Annotated in this window: 17 protein-coding genes; 11 read left to right on the forward strand and 6 right to left on the reverse strand. The window is 46.8% G+C overall.

The window, feature by feature from the left end:
- Window positions 1–8: 8 nt before the first annotated feature.
- Both IRJ16_RS16645 and IRJ16_RS16650 read left to right on the forward strand, forming a co-directional pair.
- On the forward strand, window positions 9–485 hold the full coding sequence (locus IRJ16_RS16645; protein ID WP_194112745.1) for a molybdopterin-dependent oxidoreductase: 477 nt from the start codon (window positions 9–11) through the stop codon (window positions 483–485).
- An 88-nt stretch (window positions 486–573) separates the two neighbouring features.
- Window positions 574–825, forward strand: a complete 252-nt coding sequence (locus IRJ16_RS16650) for a hypothetical protein (protein WP_194112746.1) — start codon at window positions 574–576, stop codon at window positions 823–825.
- A gap of 116 nt (window positions 826–941) precedes the next feature.
- Here IRJ16_RS16650 and recO read toward each other — a convergent pair whose 3' ends face one another.
- Window positions 942–1,670, reverse strand: a complete 729-nt coding sequence (recO, locus tag IRJ16_RS16655) for a DNA repair protein RecO (RefSeq protein WP_194112747.1) — start codon at window positions 1,668–1,670, stop codon at window positions 942–944.
- Entirely contained in the window at window positions 1,660–2,025 is a 366-nt protein-coding gene (locus IRJ16_RS16660; RefSeq protein ID WP_194112748.1) for a diacylglycerol kinase family protein, read from the reverse strand. The genes recO and IRJ16_RS16660 overlap by 11 nt, the downstream gene beginning before the upstream one ends.
- 196 nt (window positions 2,026–2,221) lie before the next feature.
- Here IRJ16_RS16660 and IRJ16_RS16665 point away from each other — a divergent pair, with 196 nt between their 5' ends.
- Window positions 2,222–2,998: an SDR family oxidoreductase gene (locus IRJ16_RS16665; protein WP_194112749.1), complete on the forward strand. Its 777-nt coding sequence runs from the start codon at window positions 2,222–2,224 to the stop codon at window positions 2,996–2,998.
- Between the two features lie 555 nt (window positions 2,999–3,553).
- Here IRJ16_RS16665 and IRJ16_RS16670 read toward each other — a convergent pair.
- Complete coding sequence (locus IRJ16_RS16670; protein ID WP_194112750.1) at window positions 3,554–3,736, reverse strand: hypothetical protein; 183 nt, start codon at window positions 3,734–3,736, stop codon at window positions 3,554–3,556.
- Window positions 3,737–3,808: 72 nt separating this feature from the next.
- Here IRJ16_RS16670 and ileS point away from each other — a divergent pair, with 72 nt between their 5' ends.
- The 5 genes from ileS (at window position 3,809) to IRJ16_RS23225 (ending at window position 9,959) form a co-directional block, all read left to right on the forward strand.
- Window positions 3,809–7,207 (forward strand): isoleucine--tRNA ligase, encoded by a 3,399-nt coding sequence (gene ileS, locus IRJ16_RS16675; protein ID WP_194112751.1) that lies wholly within the window; start codon window positions 3,809–3,811, stop codon window positions 7,205–7,207.
- The gene (locus IRJ16_RS16680) at window positions 7,208–7,594 is read left to right on the forward strand and encodes a TraR/DksA family transcriptional regulator (protein ID WP_194112752.1); all 387 of its coding nucleotides are present in this window, start codon (window positions 7,208–7,210) and stop codon (window positions 7,592–7,594) included.
- A complete protein-coding gene (locus tag IRJ16_RS16685) occupies window positions 7,595–8,200 on the forward strand; it encodes a lipoprotein signal peptidase (protein ID WP_194112753.1) in 606 nt (201 codons plus the stop codon).
- A 226-nt stretch (window positions 8,201–8,426) separates the two neighbouring features.
- Window positions 8,427–9,734 (forward strand): alkaline phosphatase family protein, encoded by a 1,308-nt coding sequence (locus IRJ16_RS16690; protein ID WP_194112754.1) that lies wholly within the window; start codon window positions 8,427–8,429, stop codon window positions 9,732–9,734.
- Between the two features lie 93 nt (window positions 9,735–9,827).
- Window positions 9,828–9,959, forward strand: a complete 132-nt coding sequence (locus IRJ16_RS23225; protein WP_353959046.1) for a DUF2683 family protein — start codon at window positions 9,828–9,830, stop codon at window positions 9,957–9,959.
- A 554-nt stretch (window positions 9,960–10,513) separates the two neighbouring features.
- On the opposite strand, the gene IRJ16_RS16695 is transcribed toward IRJ16_RS23225, so the two are convergent.
- Entirely contained in the window at window positions 10,514–11,704 is a 1,191-nt protein-coding gene (locus tag IRJ16_RS16695; RefSeq protein ID WP_317174014.1) for an anhydro-N-acetylmuramic acid kinase, read from the reverse strand.
- A gap of 214 nt (window positions 11,705–11,918) precedes the next feature.
- Here IRJ16_RS16695 and nagB point away from each other — a divergent pair, with 214 nt between their 5' ends.
- Window positions 11,919–13,838, forward strand: a complete 1,920-nt coding sequence (nagB, locus tag IRJ16_RS16700) for a glucosamine-6-phosphate deaminase (protein WP_194112755.1) — start codon at window positions 11,919–11,921, stop codon at window positions 13,836–13,838.
- Window positions 13,839–13,969: 131 nt separating this feature from the next.
- On the opposite strand, the gene IRJ16_RS16705 is transcribed toward nagB, so the two are convergent.
- Together IRJ16_RS16705 and IRJ16_RS16710 are read right to left on the reverse strand one after the other, a co-directional pair.
- Window positions 13,970–14,659, reverse strand: coding sequence for a response regulator transcription factor (locus IRJ16_RS16705; protein ID WP_194112756.1), 690 nt, complete (start codon window positions 14,657–14,659; stop codon window positions 13,970–13,972).
- A 15-nt stretch (window positions 14,660–14,674) separates the two neighbouring features.
- The gene (locus IRJ16_RS16710; RefSeq protein WP_194112757.1) at window positions 14,675–16,444 is read right to left on the reverse strand and encodes a sensor histidine kinase; all 1,770 of its coding nucleotides are present in this window, start codon (window positions 16,442–16,444) and stop codon (window positions 14,675–14,677) included.
- A gap of 120 nt (window positions 16,445–16,564) precedes the next feature.
- Between IRJ16_RS16710 and IRJ16_RS16715 the strand changes: the two genes are divergently transcribed.
- The gene (locus tag IRJ16_RS16715; RefSeq protein WP_194112758.1) at window positions 16,565–17,233 is read left to right on the forward strand and encodes a peptidylprolyl isomerase; all 669 of its coding nucleotides are present in this window, start codon (window positions 16,565–16,567) and stop codon (window positions 17,231–17,233) included.
- A gap of 243 nt (window positions 17,234–17,476) precedes the next feature.
- Window positions 17,477–18,793, forward strand: coding sequence for a BamA/TamA family outer membrane protein (locus tag IRJ16_RS16720; RefSeq protein WP_228080254.1), 1,317 nt, complete (start codon window positions 17,477–17,479; stop codon window positions 18,791–18,793).
- Window positions 18,794–18,854: the final 61 nt, after the last annotated feature.

Below are 18,854 nucleotides of genomic sequence, written 5' to 3' on the forward strand. Positions count from 1 at the left end.
ATCAACTTATGAAACAACTATTAACAACCATCATTATTTGCTTTATAGCTATTACGGCATTGGCTCAGTCCATAAAAATATCGGGAGAGGTCGCCGCACCTACTGAATTGAAATTGGCAGACATGGCCCAATACCCACAAACAGAAGTGAGCCGTAAAGACCGCGATGGGAAGGACCATAAATATACCGGTGTACTGCTATCCACCATTCTGCAAAAAGCAGGCGCGACATTAGGTAAAGACCTGAAAGGCGAGAATCTGACCAAATACATTACCGTAGAAGCGAGCGACGGTTACCAGGTGCTGTTCGCGCTGGCCGAGTTAGATAAAGACTTCACCGATCGGCAGATCATTTTGGCTACCAAGATAGATGGTCAACCTTTGGCATTGGCCGATGGACCGTTCCGCATTATTGTGGAGGGTGAAAAGAAACCGGCAAGATGCATTAAGCAGGTAACAGCGATCAAGGTCGCTTTTGCCAAATAGGGATCGCATTCACATTATATTTCCATTAGAACAACAAACAACCTACAGGTCTACCTTGTTATAACCATATAAACCAAGGAGGCACACAATGGAAACTTTAGAAAAAACAGGACCGGCTAACGGTGCCGATGGCCATTACGAATTTACGATCAGCTACTCGGAGCGGGAAGTTGACGTGACCGTAGATAAAGATGATGATGTTTTAAACGTGAAGATGGAGAATTTTGAAGCCAAACTGGAGGTTCAGCCTGATGGCAGCCTGCACCAGGCAAGCGGCAACAACCTGCCCGATTCTCTGATAGAATTTATCAAAAAAGAAGTTTTAGGGCACGGGAAGTAGTTCTTCGAACTGTCCATAGTCGATGGTCCATAGACCATAGTTCTTATTGACCATCGACATTTCTCTTACACCAGCGGTAAAGCTTCTACTATGGTCCATCGACTATGGACCATGGACTATGAGCCCAACACCTCTTCCAGCACCTCATGCGAGCGGATATTGCCAAAGTTCTCTACATGTAGGGCATAGTATTCCAGTAATTTATTCAGGAGATAACGGCGCTCATCATTCTTTAATTCGATGCCATCCATCTGTTCAAATGTCGACCTGAGCAAACGATAGAAGTTATCGGTATGTGGCGGCGACAAATATTGCCAACTCTCGGGCTTGTATTTAGTAAATATGCCGTCCTTCATGTCAAAATAATCGGCACCGTTGGGTCTGTCGCGGTCGGGGAAGAAACCTAAGTAGCGACTCAACCTTAGTAAAAAGATCAGGTGAAAATTGGCCACATTGCCGGTCTGCTGATCCAGTAGTTCAATGCTGTGAAAGATGAAATGGAATAAATGCTCATCAGCCGTTTGCTGTTTGATCGACTTATACAGCACCTCATTGAGGAACAGCACTAAACTACTCTTGATGATATCATAAGGGATGGTCTGCAAAAGCGGGGCATTCTTTAATTCGGATATGCGCTGCACCGAACCATTATCTTTATGATAGACCACCATATCCAATAAATGCAAAGGTTGCAACATGTTACGATGGATCTTGGCCTTCGGCTTCTTTGCCCCATTAACGATATAAGACCGCAGGCCAAAATTTTCGGTATAGACCTGCACGATCACGCTGTTCTCGCCGTAATCAGTCACCTTTAACACAATGCCACGGGTCTTATGCAGCATGGATAAGGGCTATTATCTTGGGTAGGAAAATGATCGATCCAGTGATCAGCGCGAATATCGCTGTCACCAATACCGCCCCCGCCGCAACGTCTTTTACATGCCCGGCTTTCTTGTTATACTCGGGCGATACCAGATCAACCAATACTTCAATAGCCGTATTCATCAACTCGGCCGACATTACCAACGCCATACAAAAGATGATCCAGATCCACTCGTTGGTAGATACGTGTAAGGCATACCCTAACACCGCCGCCGTTAGTGACGCTACCAAATGCACTCTGAAATTCAGTTGAGTAGCCATAGCATAGCCGATCCCCTTAAAAGCATAACCAAAACCGCGGATGAGTTTTTTCATTGAGGGTAAAGATAGTGATAGAGTCCGGAAGTCGGAAAGACGGGAAGTCCGAAAGTCGAAGCAAGCATCTTTACACAGCGTCATTGCGAGGACGAAGCAACCTCTACACCCAAAGGTCGACCTGCATAGCCACTCTACTGACGGAGAGATTGCTTCGTTCCTCGCAATGACGTAGCTTTGAGTTTTAACTAATCTCATGGATCTTAAACTCACCAACAAAGTAGCCATCGTCCTTGCCGCAAGTAAAGGTTTAGGCAAAGCCATCGCCACAACCTTATCTGCCGAAGGTGCTAAAGTGATCATCGGCTCGCGTGACATCGTCGAACTATCCAAAACTGCTACCGAGATCAGCACGCAGACCGGCAACCCCGTCATTGCTATGCCGGTGGATATGTCCAAGGGGGAAGCTATTGAAGAGTTCATCAAACAAGCTGCCGAACAATTCGGCCGCATAGATATCCTGCTCAACAATGCCGGCGGACCACCTTTTGATAAATTTGAGAACTTTGATGATAAACAATGGTACAAAGCCTTTGAGTTGAACCTGCTCAGCTTTGCGCGTACAAGCAGGTTGGTGTTGCCGTACATGAAAGAGACGGGCAGTGGCAGGATCATCAACATCATAAGTGGCTCGGTTAAGTCGGTACTGAACTTGTCGGTGTTGAGTACGAGCATGCGAATGGGCGTGATCGGCATGGCTAAAATGTTGGCTGATGAATTTGGTCCCTACAATATCACGGTAAACAACGTCGCCCCGGGACTGATCTTGACCGACCGTATCAAACACACCTTGCCTAAAGATGTCGACCCTGAGCAGGCTATTAAAGACAAAGCAAAGGCTATTCCTTTAGGGCGTATCGGTAAGCCGGAAGAGTTGGCGGCCTTGGTGGCCTTCTTAGCGTCTGAACAGGCGGCTTATATCAGCGGGACTACGATACAGGTTGATGGTGGAGCGAGTAGGGGGATTTTGTAGAGACACGATACCTCATATCTCGGACTATGCAGGTCGGATATGCATAACGCCGTTCTTTTGGCTTGTTCGTTCTTTTATCAACGGCAGTCTGCTCATAGCCGCAGGGGCCTATTACTTTTTCCCTTGATGGAAAAAGCAACAAAAAGATCAAGCGAGAAAAAAGCTTCCGCCCGCCCTGCTGTGGCAACTTCTCCGCGGAGCGGGTTGCCACAGGCATTCCCGCCAACGCTGGCCCGCTGTTCTCGCAGCCCCACGCTCGTTTGGAAGGAGCCAAGGTGAGTCAAGAGGTGCCGTGTCTCTACGATAAAACTGATGCGATGAACAGAACAACATATTTCTTCTCCGGCATTGGGAATCGCCGGGAGCTACTGTCCCTGCCTGAACACAGGCCAAACGTAGGTGATTCACACAGCCGGGAGTTTTTCTTTGGTTACTTTCTTTTTGCGGAAAAAAGAAAGTGACATCCACTGACTTACATTGAGCACACCGCCTATCCTAATGAAAAACTGACCGAACGAGCAGCACAAAAGCTAGCTACTGACTTAAACCGGAAAACTATTTACGACGCAATTGCTCCCCAAGGATCAAAATAAACCCCACGATCCCCGCAAGTGCAAAACCGGCCGATGCACCCTGCACATAGATCATCCATTTTACTTCTTTATAAGATTCGGATATGGTAAAGAGGGCGGCCGCTATGGCCATGAGTGCTAAAGTGCGCTTAACTTTGGGATCCATCGGCGCAAGTTATGGTTTTTCCGACTTATATTACCTATTTTTGCACCTCTTAAAATCGAGGCAACTACACTGATGTACAAGGAATATAAACAATTAAACTTATCGCAAACGGGCAAAGATATACTGGAGTTTTGGCAGCAGAACAACATTTTCGAGAAAAGCATTAGCAGCCGCCCGGCCGATAACCCTTATACGTTTTACGAAGGCCCGCCGTCGGCTAATGGTATGCCGGGCATCCACCACGTAATGGCGCGCGCCATCAAGGATATTTTTTGCCGTTATAAAACGCTTAAAGGCTACCAGGTCAAGCGTAAAGGTGGCTGGGATACGCACGGTCTGCCGATAGAGCTGGCGGTAGAGAAATCATTAGGCATCACTAAAGATGATATCGGTAAAAAGATATCTATCGAAGATTATAACGACGCTTGCCGCAAAGAAGTAATGCGTTATACCGACGTATGGAATGACCTGACCGAAAAGATGGGTTACTGGGTCGACCTTAACGACCCGTACATCACTTACAAGAACGAATACATCGAATCGCTTTGGTGGATACTGAGCCAACTGTATAAAAAAGGCTGGTTGTACAAAGGTTACACCGTACAACCATATTCACCAAAATCGGGCACCGGTTTAAGCTCGCACGAGTTGAACCAGCCGGGTACCTACAAAATGGTAAAGGATACCACCATTGTAGCCCAGTTCTTTTTAAAGAACGATCAGCAGCACCCGCTGATGTCGACCTTGTGTAAGTCGGCTGATGAGGAGACCGCCATCCTGGCTTGGACGACCACTCCGTGGACCTTGCCGTCGAACTGTGCTTTGGCAGTTGGCGAAAAGATAGATTACGTTAAGATCAAAACTTTTAACCCTTACACTTTCCAACCCGTTAGCGTGGTATTGGCAAAGGTATTGGTTGGCAAATATTTTAAAGCCGAAGGTGAGAACGCATCGTTCGACGATTACAAAGGCGGCGATAAAGTTATTCCGTGGACAGTGGATGCCGAGTTTAAAGGCAGCGACCTTTTAGGCTTACGCTATCACCAATTGATGCCTTACGTAACCACTGCCGAATTGGAAGAGAAAGCGTTCCGCGTAATCCCTGCCGATTTTGTGACTACCGAGGATGGTACCGGTATTGTACACACCGCGTCTGTTTTTGGTGCGGATGACTTCAGGGCCTGTAAAGAGAATGACGTACCATCGGTAATGGTGCTTGACGAAACAGGCAAAGAGGTACCGCTGGTGAACAAGCAAGGCCGTTTTGTAGAAGAGGTGACCGATTTCGCCGGCCGTTACGTTAAAGAAGAATATTACAGCAAAGAAGAGCGCGACGAGGACGGTTTTAAACCGACCGACGTTTTGATATCGATCAAACTGAAGACCGATAACAAAGCCTTCGACGTAAAGAAATACGAGCACAGCTACCCGCACTCGTGGCGCACCGATGAGCCGATCTTATACTATCCGCTGGATAGCTGGTTCATCAAAACTACCGCGGTTAAGGATAAGCTGATCGAACTGAACAAGACCATCAACTGGAAACCTGAGGCAACCGGTACTGGCCGCTTTGGTAACTGGTTAGAGAATTTGGTAGACTGGAACCTGTCGCGTTCGCGCTATTGGGGTACCCCGCTACCGATCTGGCGCGAGGAGAATGGTACAGAAGAAAAATGTATCGGCTCGATAGAAGAACTGAATAAAGAAATAGATGCCGCTGCCGAGGCTGGTTTTATGCCAAAGGATTTCCGCCTGGCTGATATGCACCGTCCTTATGTGGATGATGTGGTGTTGGTATCGTCGAACGGTAACAAGATGTTCCGCGAGCCGGACCTGATCGACGTTTGGTTCGATAGCGGTGCGATGCCTTACGCGCAATGGCACTTCCCGTTTGAGAATAAAGATAAATTTATTGATGCCTACCCGGCAGATTTTATCGCCGAGGGTGTGGATCAAACCCGTGGCTGGTTCTTTACCCTGCACGCTATCGCCGTAATGTTAAGCGAGGCAAGTGACGAGGTGAAGGAAGTTAATAGCCTGGTAGGTAACCCGGGGGTGGCTTTCAAAAGCGTTGTTTCTAACGGTTTGGTGCTGGATAAAGACGGCGCCAAAATGTCTAAACGTTTAGGCAACGCGGTAGAACCATTCGAGACCATCGAGAAATATGGTGCTGATGCGGCCCGCTGGTATATGATCAGCAATGCGTCGCCATGGGACAACCTTAAATTTAACATCGAAGGTTTGGACGAGGTGCGCCGTAAGTTCTTCGGTACGCTGTATAATACTTACTCGTTCTTTTCGCTTTATGCTAATATCGACAAGTTCGATTACAGCGAAGCAGACATCGCGATAGCAGACCGCCCGGAGATCGATCAATGGATCATCTCCTTATTGAACACCTTATCTAAAGAGGTAGATGCTTTCTACGCCGATTTTGAGCCGACCAAAGCAGCCCGCGCTATCCAGGATTTTGTGGACGCGCACCTGAGCAACTGGTACGTACGTTTAAGTCGCCGCCGTTTCTGGCGTTCGGATAGTAACACGGATAAGCTATCGGCTTACCAAACGTTGTATACTTGCTTGGTAACCATTAGCAAGTTGATGTCGCCTATAGCGCCGTTCTTTGCGGAGCGTTTATATACCGATCTGAACTACGCTACCAAGAAAGAGAACTTCGAGTCAGTTCACTTAGCTGATTTCCCAACTTACCACGCCGATCTGGTGAACGAGGCTTTAGAGGAGCGTATGCAAATGGCTCAGGATATTTCGTCTTTGGTGTTGTCATTGCGTAAAAAAGTGGGTATCAACGTGCGTCAGCCATTAAGTAAGATCTTATTGCCGATCCTGGATAAGAACTTCGAGAAGCAAGTTGAGCAGGTAAAAGAACTGATCCTGTCCGAGACCAACATCAAGGATATCGAATATATCACCGATGCTGCCGGCTTTATCAAAAAGAAAGTAAAACCTAACTTTAAAGCATTAGGTGCCAAGGTGGGTAAGGATATGAAGGCGGTAGCTGCTGCAATCACTGCCATGGATCAGAGTGCTTTAGCACAATTTGAGCAGGATGGTCAGTACACTGTAGAAATTGAGAACGCCAAATACGATATACTTTTAAGCGACGTAGATATCATAGCAGAAGATGTTGAGGGCTGGCAGGTTGCAAATTTGGGCAAACTAACGGTTGCTTTAGATGTTACACTGACCAACGAATTAAAGCAGGAGGGTACATCAAGAGAGTTAATTAACCGCGTACAGAACCTACGCAAATCCAGCGGTTTTGAAGTGACCGACCGGATAAATGTAAAATTAGGCAACGCAGAGCACATCAGCGAGGCCGTGAACAATAATTTAACCTATATTTGCGCCGAAATTTTGGCCGATACTATCCTGTTTGACAGCGGTTTGACCGAGGGTGAAAAGACAGAGATAGACGGAATTGAAATTGTGATCGCTATAACGAAAATATAAATGAAACAAGAGCACGAAAAGAACAGGTATTCTGAAGCTGAGCTGCAAGAATTTAAAGACATTATCCTGGAGAAACTGCGTATAGCTAAAGAAGAATTGAACAACCTGGCATCATCATTAAGTAGCCCTAACGCTAACGGTACTGATGATACTGCCGGTACCTATAAAACTTTAGAGGACGGATCTGCAACGCTGGAGAAAGAATCTATCAACCAGTTGGCTGCCCGTCAAAAGAAATTTATTGAGCAATTAGAGGCCGCTTTGGTACGCATCCAGAACAAAACTTACGGTGTTTGCCGCGAGACCGGTAAACTGATCCAAAAAGAGCGCCTGCGTGCCGTGCCGCATACCACGCTAAGCATGGAAGCTAAAATGAAGCAGTACTAAATGAAGGCAGCGTATACCAAACCTTTCATAGTAGCCGCTATCATTATTATTATCGACCAGGTCATTAAGACCTGGGTGCGCACGCATATGAATATAAACGAAGATATCCCGATCTTTGGTGATCGTGGTATGCTGCATTATACCGAGAACAACGGTATGGCCTTTGGCTGGGAATTAGGCGGGGTTGGTGGTAAGTTAGCCTTGACTATTTTCAGGATCATCGCGGTGGCCGGCATAGGTTATGGTGTGGTTTACCTGATCAAGCATAAATATCACCGCGGGTTGGTGATGAATGTGGCTCTGATATTTGCCGGAGCCGTAGGTAACATTATCGACTCGACATTTTACGGCATCATTTACCAGAACGAACCCCTTTTCCAAGGCCGTGTGGTAGATATGTTCTATTTCCCTATCATTAAAGGCCACTACCCTGATTGGTTCCCGTTTTGGAAAGGCGAGTATTTTGAGTTCTTCCAGCCGGTATTCAATTTTGCCGATGCGGCTATTTCGGTAGGTGTTATCGCAATACTGATCTGGCAGAAACGTTACTTTAAACAAGAGACCGTTGAGGAGAGCAATCTGAATAGCGAGGTTGTGGAGGAATAAGTAGAAAGTCTTTAGTTCTCGGTCGAAAGAAAAAAAATATATTACATTGAAGAGCCGCTTAATTGCGGCTTTTCTGTTTTTATCACTTTGCAGGACGATTTGTTCGATGTCAATTCCTTGATCATAATATCATAAATAGTTAACAAAAATAGCGGCATTTTTGGCCGTTCCTGACCCGCTTTTTAGGGTCTGCCTAAACTCTCCCACAGATTTTGTTAACGCAACTATGAAAAAACAAATATCTATCGCTATACTGGCCTTATTGTTTGCAACAGGGCAGCTTATGGCTCAAACAGCCAAGCACGTAATTTTTGTGACCATCGACGGCTTTCGTCCCGACTTCTATTTGGAAGACGGCTGGAAAACCCCTAACCTGCGCGCTATGATGAAAGACGGTGCTTATGCTAAAGGCGTCAACAGTGTATTCCCGTCCATGACCTATCCCTCGCACACCACCATCGTTACCGGCGTGCAGCCTGTTAAGCACGGTGTGCATTACAATAACATGTTCACCCCGAATGGTGCACCACAGCAACCTTACTGGATGGATAGCTCCATCCATGTGCCCACCATTTGGAAAGCAGCCAAAGCAAAAGGCATGACCGTTGCTTCACTTTATTGGCCGGTATCTGCCAATTCTCCTTTAGATTATAATATTCCTGATATCGGCGGTTTAGGCGACGGTGTACGGGAGGAATATTCTTTGCCTAAAGGTTTTTACGCCGAGGTAAAGAAAGAAGTATTTGGCGGTGTAGATAAGATAGATCATGGCAAAAATCAGAACATCGCCAAGATCGCTGCCTACATCATCAAAAGGAGCAAACCTGAATTGATGACCATCCACGTATTCTCGGTAGATGGCGCGGCCCACTCGGTAGGCCGTAACGGTGAGCGGGTGCAGGAAGCCGTTGCCGATGCCGATGAAGCGGTTGGTATCGTCATCAACGCGCTAAAAGAAGCCGGTATTTACGACAGCACCGTACTCATGATCGGCGGCGACCACGGTTTTTACGACGTTAAAAAGTCGATATCACCTAACGTATGGTTGAAAGAGGTCGGCCTGATTACCGACCTGAAGACCGGTGATTGGAAAGCACAGTTCAACACCGTAGGCGGCTCTGCATACTTGTACTTAAAAGACCCCACCGATAAAGCTACTGTCGATAAAGTGAAAGCCCTATTGGCTGCGCAGTCCGATAGTGTAAAACAATACTTCCGACTGATCAGCAAAGAGCAAATGACCAAGGGAGGTTACAATCCCAACGTAGCCTTCGCGCTTACCGCCGAGCACGACGCATCTTTTGGTAATGCAAGCACCGGCGCGGCATTAAAACCGGGCAAAGGTGGTTCACACGGTCACTTCCCCGATACCAAAAACATCCGCACAGGATTGGTGTTAAGCGGTCCGGGCATCCGTAAAGGTGCCGTGATAGACGAGATGGACCTGCGCGATATGACACCGATCATCGTCAAACTGCTGGGCATCCCATTTGGTACAGTAGATGGCAAGATACCTGCGGGATTGTTGAGATAACAGATCGGAAATATTTACTTAGCGGACGGCGCATTTGGATTATTACTGGTGAGCCGTCTTGTTTTATTGTCGGCATTTCTTATATTTGATAGTATGGAAACGCTAACGATACATACTGAGGACGCCGAAAAAATGCAAACGGTGAAAGCTGTATTGAAAGCTTTGGATGTCCAGTTCGAGACTGAGGTAATACCAATTGCCTTCGCATGTGTTGGAAAGCGTTAAAGTTAGCATAGCGCAATTCGAAAGAGGCGAAACCATTTCTTAAGAAGAATTTAAAGCAAAGCATCTTTTCAAAAGATGATCTTTGATATACGCTTTACTCCTGAGGCGGAAGAAACCTATCAGGTTTGATCTGATCAACTTTATTCCAGATGGGGCAAGAAGTTAGTTAACCAAATGGATACCCGGATATCCAAATGTCTTTGATATCATTTCACACGACCCATACATGTATCCCATCGATCAAGACTCGCTTGATCTTAGAAAGTGTGTGCTCCACAAAAATTACTCGATGTATTACCGGGTATATCAAAGTTCGATACATATCGTAATGTTTTGGGACAATCGCCAAGATCCGCTATTCGATATCTAAATTTCTTCTCTGGGCCCTAAAAATAGGGTGAAAACACGGTATAATTCAAGGGTGGGATCGTTGTATTTTTACATCAGATCAGTTACTGAACCGGAAAGAAATTTTTCCTCAACCTCCTCACCTTTCCTTTTGCCGGTCCGTGGTGGCTACTACAGACCGGCAATTAGGACTGAATCTTTAAAAACTATCCGGGGAAACTGAATTTACCCATCAATACGGCTGGGTTCCCGCCGATCGTCATCGGTTCACCAACTAAGGCTTCGTTACCTAATAGGGCAAATAATATTGCTTCTTTAGCATCCGGGTCAACGCCTAAATAATTGCTGTCGCTAATGGTGGCTTGCGGTAGCAGTTTAGTAAGGCCGTCGACTACAAATTTATTCTTCGCACCACCACCGCTGATCAGGATGCGGGTCAAGGTCTCGGGTTGGCAATAGGTATTTATAAAGTCGACGATACTTTGCACGGTAAATTGACTTAGCGTGGCGACGATATCCTCTGCAGTTAGGTCAGTTGTGTTGGATGCTTGCCGGGCTTTTTCCAGATAAGCTAAACTGAACAACTCCGGTCCGGTGGTTTTGGGGGCGGGTTGGGCGAAGAATGATTCTTTAAGTAGGGCGTTCAGCAAGCTTTCATTTACTTGGCCCGATAGCGCGATTTTGGCGTCCTCGTCGTACGGTCTGTTAAAATATTGGCGGCAGGCAGCATCGATCATGGTATTACCCGGGCCGGTATCGCAACAAATGATCTCGGCGCCGTTAGCAGGCAGGTAAGTGAGGTTAGCGATCCCGCCGATGTTGAGCAGGATGCGGTTCTCGGTAGGGTGGCTGCCGAAGATCACATCGCCATACAAAGCCAAAGGCGCGCCTTCTCCGCCTGCGGCGATATGTTTTTGACGGAAATCGCTGATCGTGATGATGCCTGTTTTTACGGCGATGTGGTCGCCGTCTCCGATCTGTAAAGTTGCGTTAGGGTAGTTGGCTTGTCCGTGTAAACGTTGGGGAGCGTGGTAAATGGTCTGCCCGTGGCTGGCGATGAAGTCTACATCAGCAGGCGCAACATTCCATTGCTGCAAAGCATCTAAGATCAGCTGTGCATGATAGATACCGATGTAGGCATTTATCATGCACAGCTTTTCCAGGTCAACCTGCTTTTTCGCAAAGAGTTGTATCACTTCGCCTTTAAAGGTATCATCATACGCGATCGTGATGAAATGCAGTAAGTCGAATTTCGTTCCCAACCCATGCCTGCTGAAACGACAAAGCGCGATGTCCAGTCCGTCGAGCGATGTACCGGACATAAGGCCTATCGCCAAACGTTCTTCTTTTTGGGCGATGGTAAAAAGTTGCTGTAAATTTTTGTTCAATGCAGGCATGTTAAAGGCGAATATACGGGGGCTTGTGTTAACGTTTAAATTTTATCGGTCCTATTTGGTTGTTAACTGATATATTTGCCGCTCCGAACTTTTAGTAATATTAATACACCAAGGTATGCGCCGGGGCAGCCATGGAGCACACTGTTCAAAGCAAAACTTTGTGCCCTTTGTGCCAACTCTTTGTGTACTTTGTGGTTAAATTTAAAACCCACCTATGGCCAGATTAAATTTATTAGAGGAGACCCGGTACGAAAAATTAGCCGTAACCGTATATCCTGATCAGCAGACCGCATCTAAAAAAGTAGCAGCCCGTATTGCCGATGTCATCCGCGGCAAGCAAGCATCAGGCGAAAAAGCCGTGCTTGGTTTGGCTACCGGTGTAACCCCGATACGTGTTTACAACGAGTTGGTGCGCCTGCATAAAGAGGAAGGCCTGAGTTTTAAGAACGTCATCACCTTTAATCTGGACGAATACTATCCCATGAAGCCTGACGCGGCCCAAAGCTACGTCACCTTTATGTACGAGAATTTGTTCAGCCATATCGATATCGAAAAGGCTAATGTGCATATCCCGGATGGTACGCTTGCCGCCGATGATGTTGCCGAGTGGTGTTTAAATTACGAAAAACAGATCGAAGCCCTTGGCGGGTTAGACCTGCAGATATTAGGTATCGGCCGTACCGGTCACATTGGTTTTAACGAGCCGGGTTCGGCACCAAACTCGGGTACGCGTTTGGTTACCCTGGACGACCTGACCCGCGCCGATGCCGCCCGCGATTTTGGTGGTAAAGCTAATGTGCCAACCAAAGCCATTACTATGGGTGTAGGCACGATCTTTAAAGCCCGCGAGATCATCCTGATGGCCTGGAGCAAAAAGAAAGCCCCGATCATCAAGAAAGCCATCGAAGGCGAGATATCAGGCGAAGTTCCGGCTACTTATCTGCAACTGAGTGATAACGTAGAGTTTGTGCTGGATGAAGATGCCGCATCAGACCTGACCCGTTTTGATACGCCATGGTTGGTGAAAGACTGCATTTGGGACACGCAGCTGAAAAAGAAAGCAGTGATCTGGTTGGCTTGCGAATTAAAAAAACCGATCTTAAAACTGACCGAAGAGGATTACAACACCCATGGCATGGCCCAGTTGGCTGTAGAGCAAGGCCCGGTCTACAATATCAACATCGATATATTTAACCAGATACAACATACCATTACCGGTTGGCCGGGTGGTAAGCCTGGTGCCGACGATAGTCAGCGCCCTGAGCGGATGGAACCTGCTAAAAAGCGCTCGATCGTTTTTTCGCCACACCCTGATGATGATGTGATATCGATGGGCGGTACATTTATTCGCCTGGTAGATCAGGGGCATGATGTGCATGTGGCTTATCAAACATCGGGCAACACCGCGGTTTGGGATGATGACGTGTTGCGTTACATGGAGTTCGCTATTGACTTTGAAGGCAGTATCGGTAAAGATAATTCGCAATTGAAGTCGATCTATGATGACATGCGCCAGTTCATTGAGGCTAAGCAGCCAAATCAGATAGACACCAAAGAGATTCGTGATGTAAAGGGCTTCATCCGCAAGACCGAAGCCATCAGCGGTGCGCGTTATGCAGGTTTGCAGGATGACCATATCCACTTTATGGCCCTGCCATTTTACGAGACCGGCAAGACACAAAAGAACAGCGTAGGCGAGGAAGACATCCGCCTTACCATCGAATTACTACAAAAAGTAAAACCACAACAGATCTTTGCCGCCGGCGATTTTGCAGATCCGCATGGCACGCACGTGGTATGTTTCAATATCATCGTAGCCGCTTTAGAGCGCCTAAAGGCGACCGAAGATTGGGTAAATGACTGTTGGCTATGGATGTACCGCGGCGCATGGCACGAGTTTGAGACGCATGAGATAGAAATGGCCGTACCGCTTTCGCCGCAAGAGGTTGTGCGCAAACGTAACGCCATCTTTAAACATCAGTCGCAAAAAGATCGTCCGGTATTCCCCGGTGATGATGCTCGCGAGTTTTGGGTACGTGCCGAGGATCGCAATAGGGAGACAGCTAAACGTTATGACGACTTAGGACTTGCCGAGTATGAAGCGATGGAAGCTTTTGTAAGGTATAAGTTTTAACTCATCGCCGCGTCGCTCATAGAAGCTCCCCTGCGATGACGACGAGCATAATAAATAAGGCCGGAATGATGCTGTCATTCCGGCCTTATTTATTACTCCTTGCGCCGATCTCTCTGCGCCTTGCACTAACCCTAATTCACCAGCAATTTATACCCCTTGCCATGCACGTTAATGATCTCTACCTTAGGGTCATCCTTTAAATACTTACGGATCTTGCTCAGGAAAACGTCCATACTACGGCCGTTAAAATAGTTATCGTCGTGCCAGATATTCAGCAGGGCTTCCTCGCGGGTCAGGACCTCATTCTTGCGCATGCAGAGCAGGCGTAACAGTTCGGCCTCTTTGGTAGATAGCTTTTGGGTATTACTGCCATCGCTGATCAGCTGATTGGTCACATCAAAGTTGTATTTACCAATGATGAAGCTGGTTTGCTTTTCCTCTTCTTTTTTTTCAGTGATACTGCGTTTTAATAGAGCGTTTATCCGCAACAACAGTTCTTCTATCCGGAATGGCTTGGTGATGTAATCATCGCCGCCAAGGTTAAAAGCTTCGGTCTTGTCCTCTATCATCCCCTTAGCCGTAGCGAAGATGATCGGCACGGTCGGGTTCATCTTGCGAACCTCTTTACCCAGCGTAAAGCCGTCCTTTTTGGGCATCATCACATCCAGTATTAGGAGGTCGTAAGTTTGCTTGGTGAACTCGCGCAAACCTTCGTCGCCATCTTTACAAAGCACTACATCAAACTTACCTTTTAGTTGCAGGTAGTCCTGCAGTAAAAGGCCTAAATTGGGGTCGTCCTCAACAAGTAATATTTTCTTCATTGGTTTGGTGTAGGTTTATACAACAGGGAATCTTAACTCAAATTCCGAGCCTTTATCTTTCTCTGACTTTACGCTGATGGTGCCGTCCAGTCGTTTTACGATCGTGTTTACGTAACTTAAGCCCAGGCCAAAGCCTTTTACATCGTGCAGGTTACCGGTAGGGATGCGGTAGAACTGCTCAAAGATACGCGCCTGCTCTTCGCGGCTCATACCAATACCTTTATCGGTCACAGTGATCACCAACGTATTACGGGTGAGCGATGTAGCCACTTTGATCTGCGGCGACTCTTTGCTATACTTCAACGCGTTATCTATCAGGTTGTAGATCACGTTACTAAAGTGCAGATCGTCAGCATTAACGGTGCTGTATTGGGCATCCAGTTGCAGGGTAACGTCGGCGTTATATTTCTGCAATTTAAGCTGCATGCTGTCCACAATGGCAGCAATGGTATCGTTCACCTCCACCGGTTTAATGTCCAGCTTAAAGTCTTCTTTCTCTATCTTGGCAATGTTTAATACACGTTCAATATGACTGCCTAAACGGGCATTCTCCTCGTAGATCATGTTGGCTAAACGGGTAATGCGCTTAGGGTCGGCGGTAACCTCACTGTCTTTCAAAGCCTCGCTGGCGATCATGATGGTCGATACCGGGGTTTTGAACTCATGGGTCATGTTGTTGATGAAGTCGGTCTTCATTTCCGATATCTTTTTCTGCTTCAGGATAGAAAAAATGGTGTACCCGAAGCAAAAGATCAGGATCATTAACAGACCGGCCGATGTACCCAAACTGGCGCCCATATTACCTAAGATCAGCGAGCTTTTTGCAGGGAAAGCCAAACGTAACATACCCGGATCAGTTATCTCGTTGCGGACAAATATGCGGGTCTCGTAAGGCTTAGTATCGTTTTCGAACTCTGCTTTGGCCAAGCTGGTGTTATTAGCGTTAGAGAAGATCAGCGTATCATTAGTGTAAGTTGATACCTCGTAAGTAAAAGGTAGTTCGATACCTTGGTTGCGCAGTTCGAAACGTAATAGCGAATCTATTAGCAATGGGTTGATCCGCTTCTTTAACGGCGCTTTGCTGGCTTGGAACTCCTCGGTCAGGTCATTAAAAATAGCTCGGCTCTTGGCATCTTCTAATGAGTCCTGCTCCAGTAGCTTTTTGATAGTGACAAGTTTCTTTTCGCGGCTTTTACGCAGTTGATCGGCATCCCAAAAGGGGTTCTTTTGCTTCACGATTATGGATTGGCGGCCCAGGATGGGGTCCTCGTAATCATACTTGGCTGTGTCGTACTGCTGCATGTTCTTTTGCTGCATCAGCTCTAAAGGCGTATTTACAATAGCCACCATTTGCTGCTCGTGTACGTTGCCATATTCGTCAACTACTTTTTCTACAAATCGCCTAACGGTCAAAGTGCCTTTGCTATCATCAGCCCTAAGTTCTTTGATCAAACGGTCGCGCAGTTTTTTTAAGCTATCACGAATGATCACCTTACGGTTCACAAAACGCTTTTCGCCGTCGGGGCTATTTAAGTCGATATTTACGGCATGGGCAACAACTTTGCGTTGCGAATCGAGGTATTTGGCGCGGTTCTTAAAAAATTGCACCTCATCGTGCTTATCCACACGTTCCACAACCTTTTTCATGGCATCGCTCACGCGGTTATCGAACAGTTGCGATTGCAGTTGATAGGCTTGTGTTAAAAAATAAAGCTGCATGCCCATCACACCCAACAGCGCGAAGCCCATCAGCCCAATGATCAAACCTATGCTTTTCTTTTTCATACTATAACTCAAACAAAAATAGCTGTAATTAAACCAAGCCGGGATGCTTTAACATTTTTTAACAGTTATTTTAACATAACAGCCTTTTACGTAGCTTAGTTGAAAGCAACACTTACCGTTTTGAGACACTTTAAATTCCTATTGGCCTGCGCGCTGATCATCATATCTATCCATGTGTCGGCTCAGCAAATGCCGCGTTATGTGAAGATAGCGACGCCCCTGGCTTACTGCATTGTCAAACTATCCGACCTGACGCCTGTCCACCGTGATAATTTTATCAAGTTAGCTAAAGCGGGTTACTTTGACAAGACCACCTTTAACCGTATCCTGAAAGGCTTTGTGATACAAGGCGGCGATCCCGACTTGCTGTACGAAAAAGGTAAAAAGCTGAATGCCCAGCAATTTTGGATCAAACCCGAGTTTGATACTACGCTATTCCACAAACGCGGAGTATTAGCCATGGGCCGCGATGTAAATCCCGGCAAAGAATCATTTACCACGCAGATCTATTTTGTGGATGGTAAGCTCTATAACGATACCCAGTTAGATGCCCTTGCCAAACGCCGTGGACGGCTGATCCCGCCTGCTCAACGCGAGGTTTATAAGACGATAGGCGGTACACCGTCGCTGGATGGGGACTACACCATTTTTGGCGAGATCGTAAAGAACATCGACTTTATAGACAAAGTGACCGCCGTAAAAGTGAATAGAGAAGGCAACCCCGACGTGCCTGTCACCATGAAAGTGACCGTGCTAAATGATAAACAAGCAGCGGCGGAACTGAAGTAGATCAGCTATAAAGGATGTAAAAACGTGTTTGAAAATGCACAGTTCTTGCCCAAAAAACACGCGTTTTTGATCCATATTTTGCGTTTTGTAATAGTTTTGCAAAACGCGCAACCGGATGGTTGCGGGAGGTGTCTGTTACCGCCAATGACGGAGATCGGCCCCGCCTAAATAAGGCTTTTTAAAACAACCTGCGCGCCTTGATGTTGCTAATGGATATTTCAGGCTACACTTATCCGTTCCGTTTTGATCAGCAGCATCCAACTTTACATCAGACCGCATTTAATTAAGATCGTTCTTCTGGCGATGATGTTGCTGTGCATTAAAGTCAGCCACGCTCAGGTAGGCACTGAAGTAGATACGCTTAAAACGGATATCACTAAACGGAGCGAGGTAGAGAACTTTAACCAGCAATACGATATCGCCGATCTGTTCAAAGCCATTTTTAAACCGAATAAGCAAAAGGATACCACCCGCAAGCCATCCGGCATAACTATTATACCCAATATCGCATCCAATCCAAGCATTGGCTCGCAGATAGGTATCAAGGCGGTGGCGGGGCGTAAATTAGGCGACGACCCTAATACTTTACTTTCCGTAGCGGCAACGTCGGCATCTATCACTACTAAGGGGATCATCTATTTCTATCTTAACCACAATGTTTACACTCCCGGCAACAAATGGAACTTTCAAGGAAGCCTTGTTGCAGCCAAGACCGTCACACCTGATTTTGGATTGGGTATAGCTCAACCTACAAATGGCAGTACCGACGACCAGGTACTGATCAATGCCGGGCGCCAGGGGCGGACGCTGAACTCGATATTCTTCAACTTTCGCGAGAAGGTGTACAAGGAAGTACAAGAAGGCCTGTTCGTAGGGGCCGGGGTATCATTTGATGTTCGGAAAAATATCAGCGATAGCCGCTCGGTAGGGGCAACGCCTTATACTATTTACAATCAGCGTTACGGATTTTCGGGCCGGCAGTATAGTGCCAACGGTTTGCTCTTTAATGTGCAATATACTACCCGCGATAACCAGAACCGGGCTTATCATGGTATTTATATCGATGGTGGGTTCCGGGTAAATCAGGCCTGGATGGGGAGTACTAAGAATGCTGTACAATTTAATACCGATGTGCGTAAATATTTCAGCCTGTCCAAGTCGCGGCCCGAGCATGTGCTGGCGGTATGGAACTGGGCATCGTACCTGATCAGCGGCGCAGTACCTTATCTGGAACTGCCCGGTACAGCTAAAGACCCCAGTTCGCGCAGCGGGCGCGGCTATGTGGTGGGCTATTTTAAAGGGACGCAATTCAATTACTCCGAGGTGGAGTACCGTTTCCCGATCACTCGTAACAAATTCATCAGCGGGGCTACCTTCTTTAGCATGCAAACCGCTAATGACGGCCTTGGTACTAAGCTATTCCAAAAATGGCAACCCGCAGGCGGCGGTGGCTTACGCATACTCTTTAACAAAGCTACCCGCACCAACCTTTGTCTGGACTATGCCTGGGGAAAATACGGTTCGCGCGGGTTCTTTTTGGGGATAAATGAAGCGTTTTGAGACGTGAGATATGAGATGTGAGAAAGGAGTATCGAGTAGTTAGTATCGAGTATCAAGTAGT

The sequence above is a fragment of the Mucilaginibacter myungsuensis genome (genome assembly GCF_015222005.1).
GTDB lineage: Bacteria > Bacteroidota > Bacteroidia > Sphingobacteriales > Sphingobacteriaceae > Mucilaginibacter > Mucilaginibacter myungsuensis.

Bases quoted from the DNA above. Each gene is read 5' to 3' on its own strand.
- IRJ16_RS16685 (WP_194112753.1), top strand. From the start codon at position 7,595: ATGAAGGCAGCGTATACCAAACCTTTCATAGTAGCCGCTATCATTATT.
- IRJ16_RS16660 (WP_194112748.1), bottom strand. From the start codon at position 2,025: ATGAAAAAACTCATCCGCGGTTTTGGTTATGCTTTTAAGGGGATCGGC.
- IRJ16_RS23225 (WP_353959046.1), top strand. From the start codon at position 9,828: ATGGAAACGCTAACGATACATACTGAGGACGCCGAAAAAATGCAAACG.
- IRJ16_RS16705 (WP_194112756.1), bottom strand. From the start codon at position 14,659: ATGAAGAAAATATTACTTGTTGAGGACGACCCCAATTTAGGCCTTTTA.
- IRJ16_RS16680 (WP_194112752.1), top strand. From the start codon at position 7,208: ATGAAACAAGAGCACGAAAAGAACAGGTATTCTGAAGCTGAGCTGCAA.
- IRJ16_RS16645 (WP_194112745.1), top strand. From the start codon at position 9: ATGAAACAACTATTAACAACCATCATTATTTGCTTTATAGCTATTACG.
- IRJ16_RS16665 (WP_194112749.1), top strand. From the start codon at position 2,222: ATGGATCTTAAACTCACCAACAAAGTAGCCATCGTCCTTGCCGCAAGT.
- IRJ16_RS16710 (WP_194112757.1), bottom strand. From the start codon at position 16,444: ATGAAAAAGAAAAGCATAGGTTTGATCATTGGGCTGATGGGCTTCGCG.
- IRJ16_RS16650 (WP_194112746.1), top strand. From the start codon at position 574: ATGGAAACTTTAGAAAAAACAGGACCGGCTAACGGTGCCGATGGCCAT.
- IRJ16_RS16695 (WP_317174014.1), bottom strand. From the start codon at position 11,704: ATGCCTGCATTGAACAAAAATTTACAGCAACTTTTTACCATCGCCCAA.
- nagB (WP_194112755.1), top strand. From the start codon at position 11,919: ATGGCCAGATTAAATTTATTAGAGGAGACCCGGTACGAAAAATTAGCC.
- IRJ16_RS16690 (WP_194112754.1), top strand. From the start codon at position 8,427: ATGAAAAAACAAATATCTATCGCTATACTGGCCTTATTGTTTGCAACA.
- IRJ16_RS16670 (WP_194112750.1), bottom strand. From the start codon at position 3,736: ATGGATCCCAAAGTTAAGCGCACTTTAGCACTCATGGCCATAGCGGCC.
- recO (WP_194112747.1), bottom strand. From the start codon at position 1,670: ATGCTGCATAAGACCCGTGGCATTGTGTTAAAGGTGACTGATTACGGC.
- ileS (WP_194112751.1), top strand. From the start codon at position 3,809: ATGTACAAGGAATATAAACAATTAAACTTATCGCAAACGGGCAAAGAT.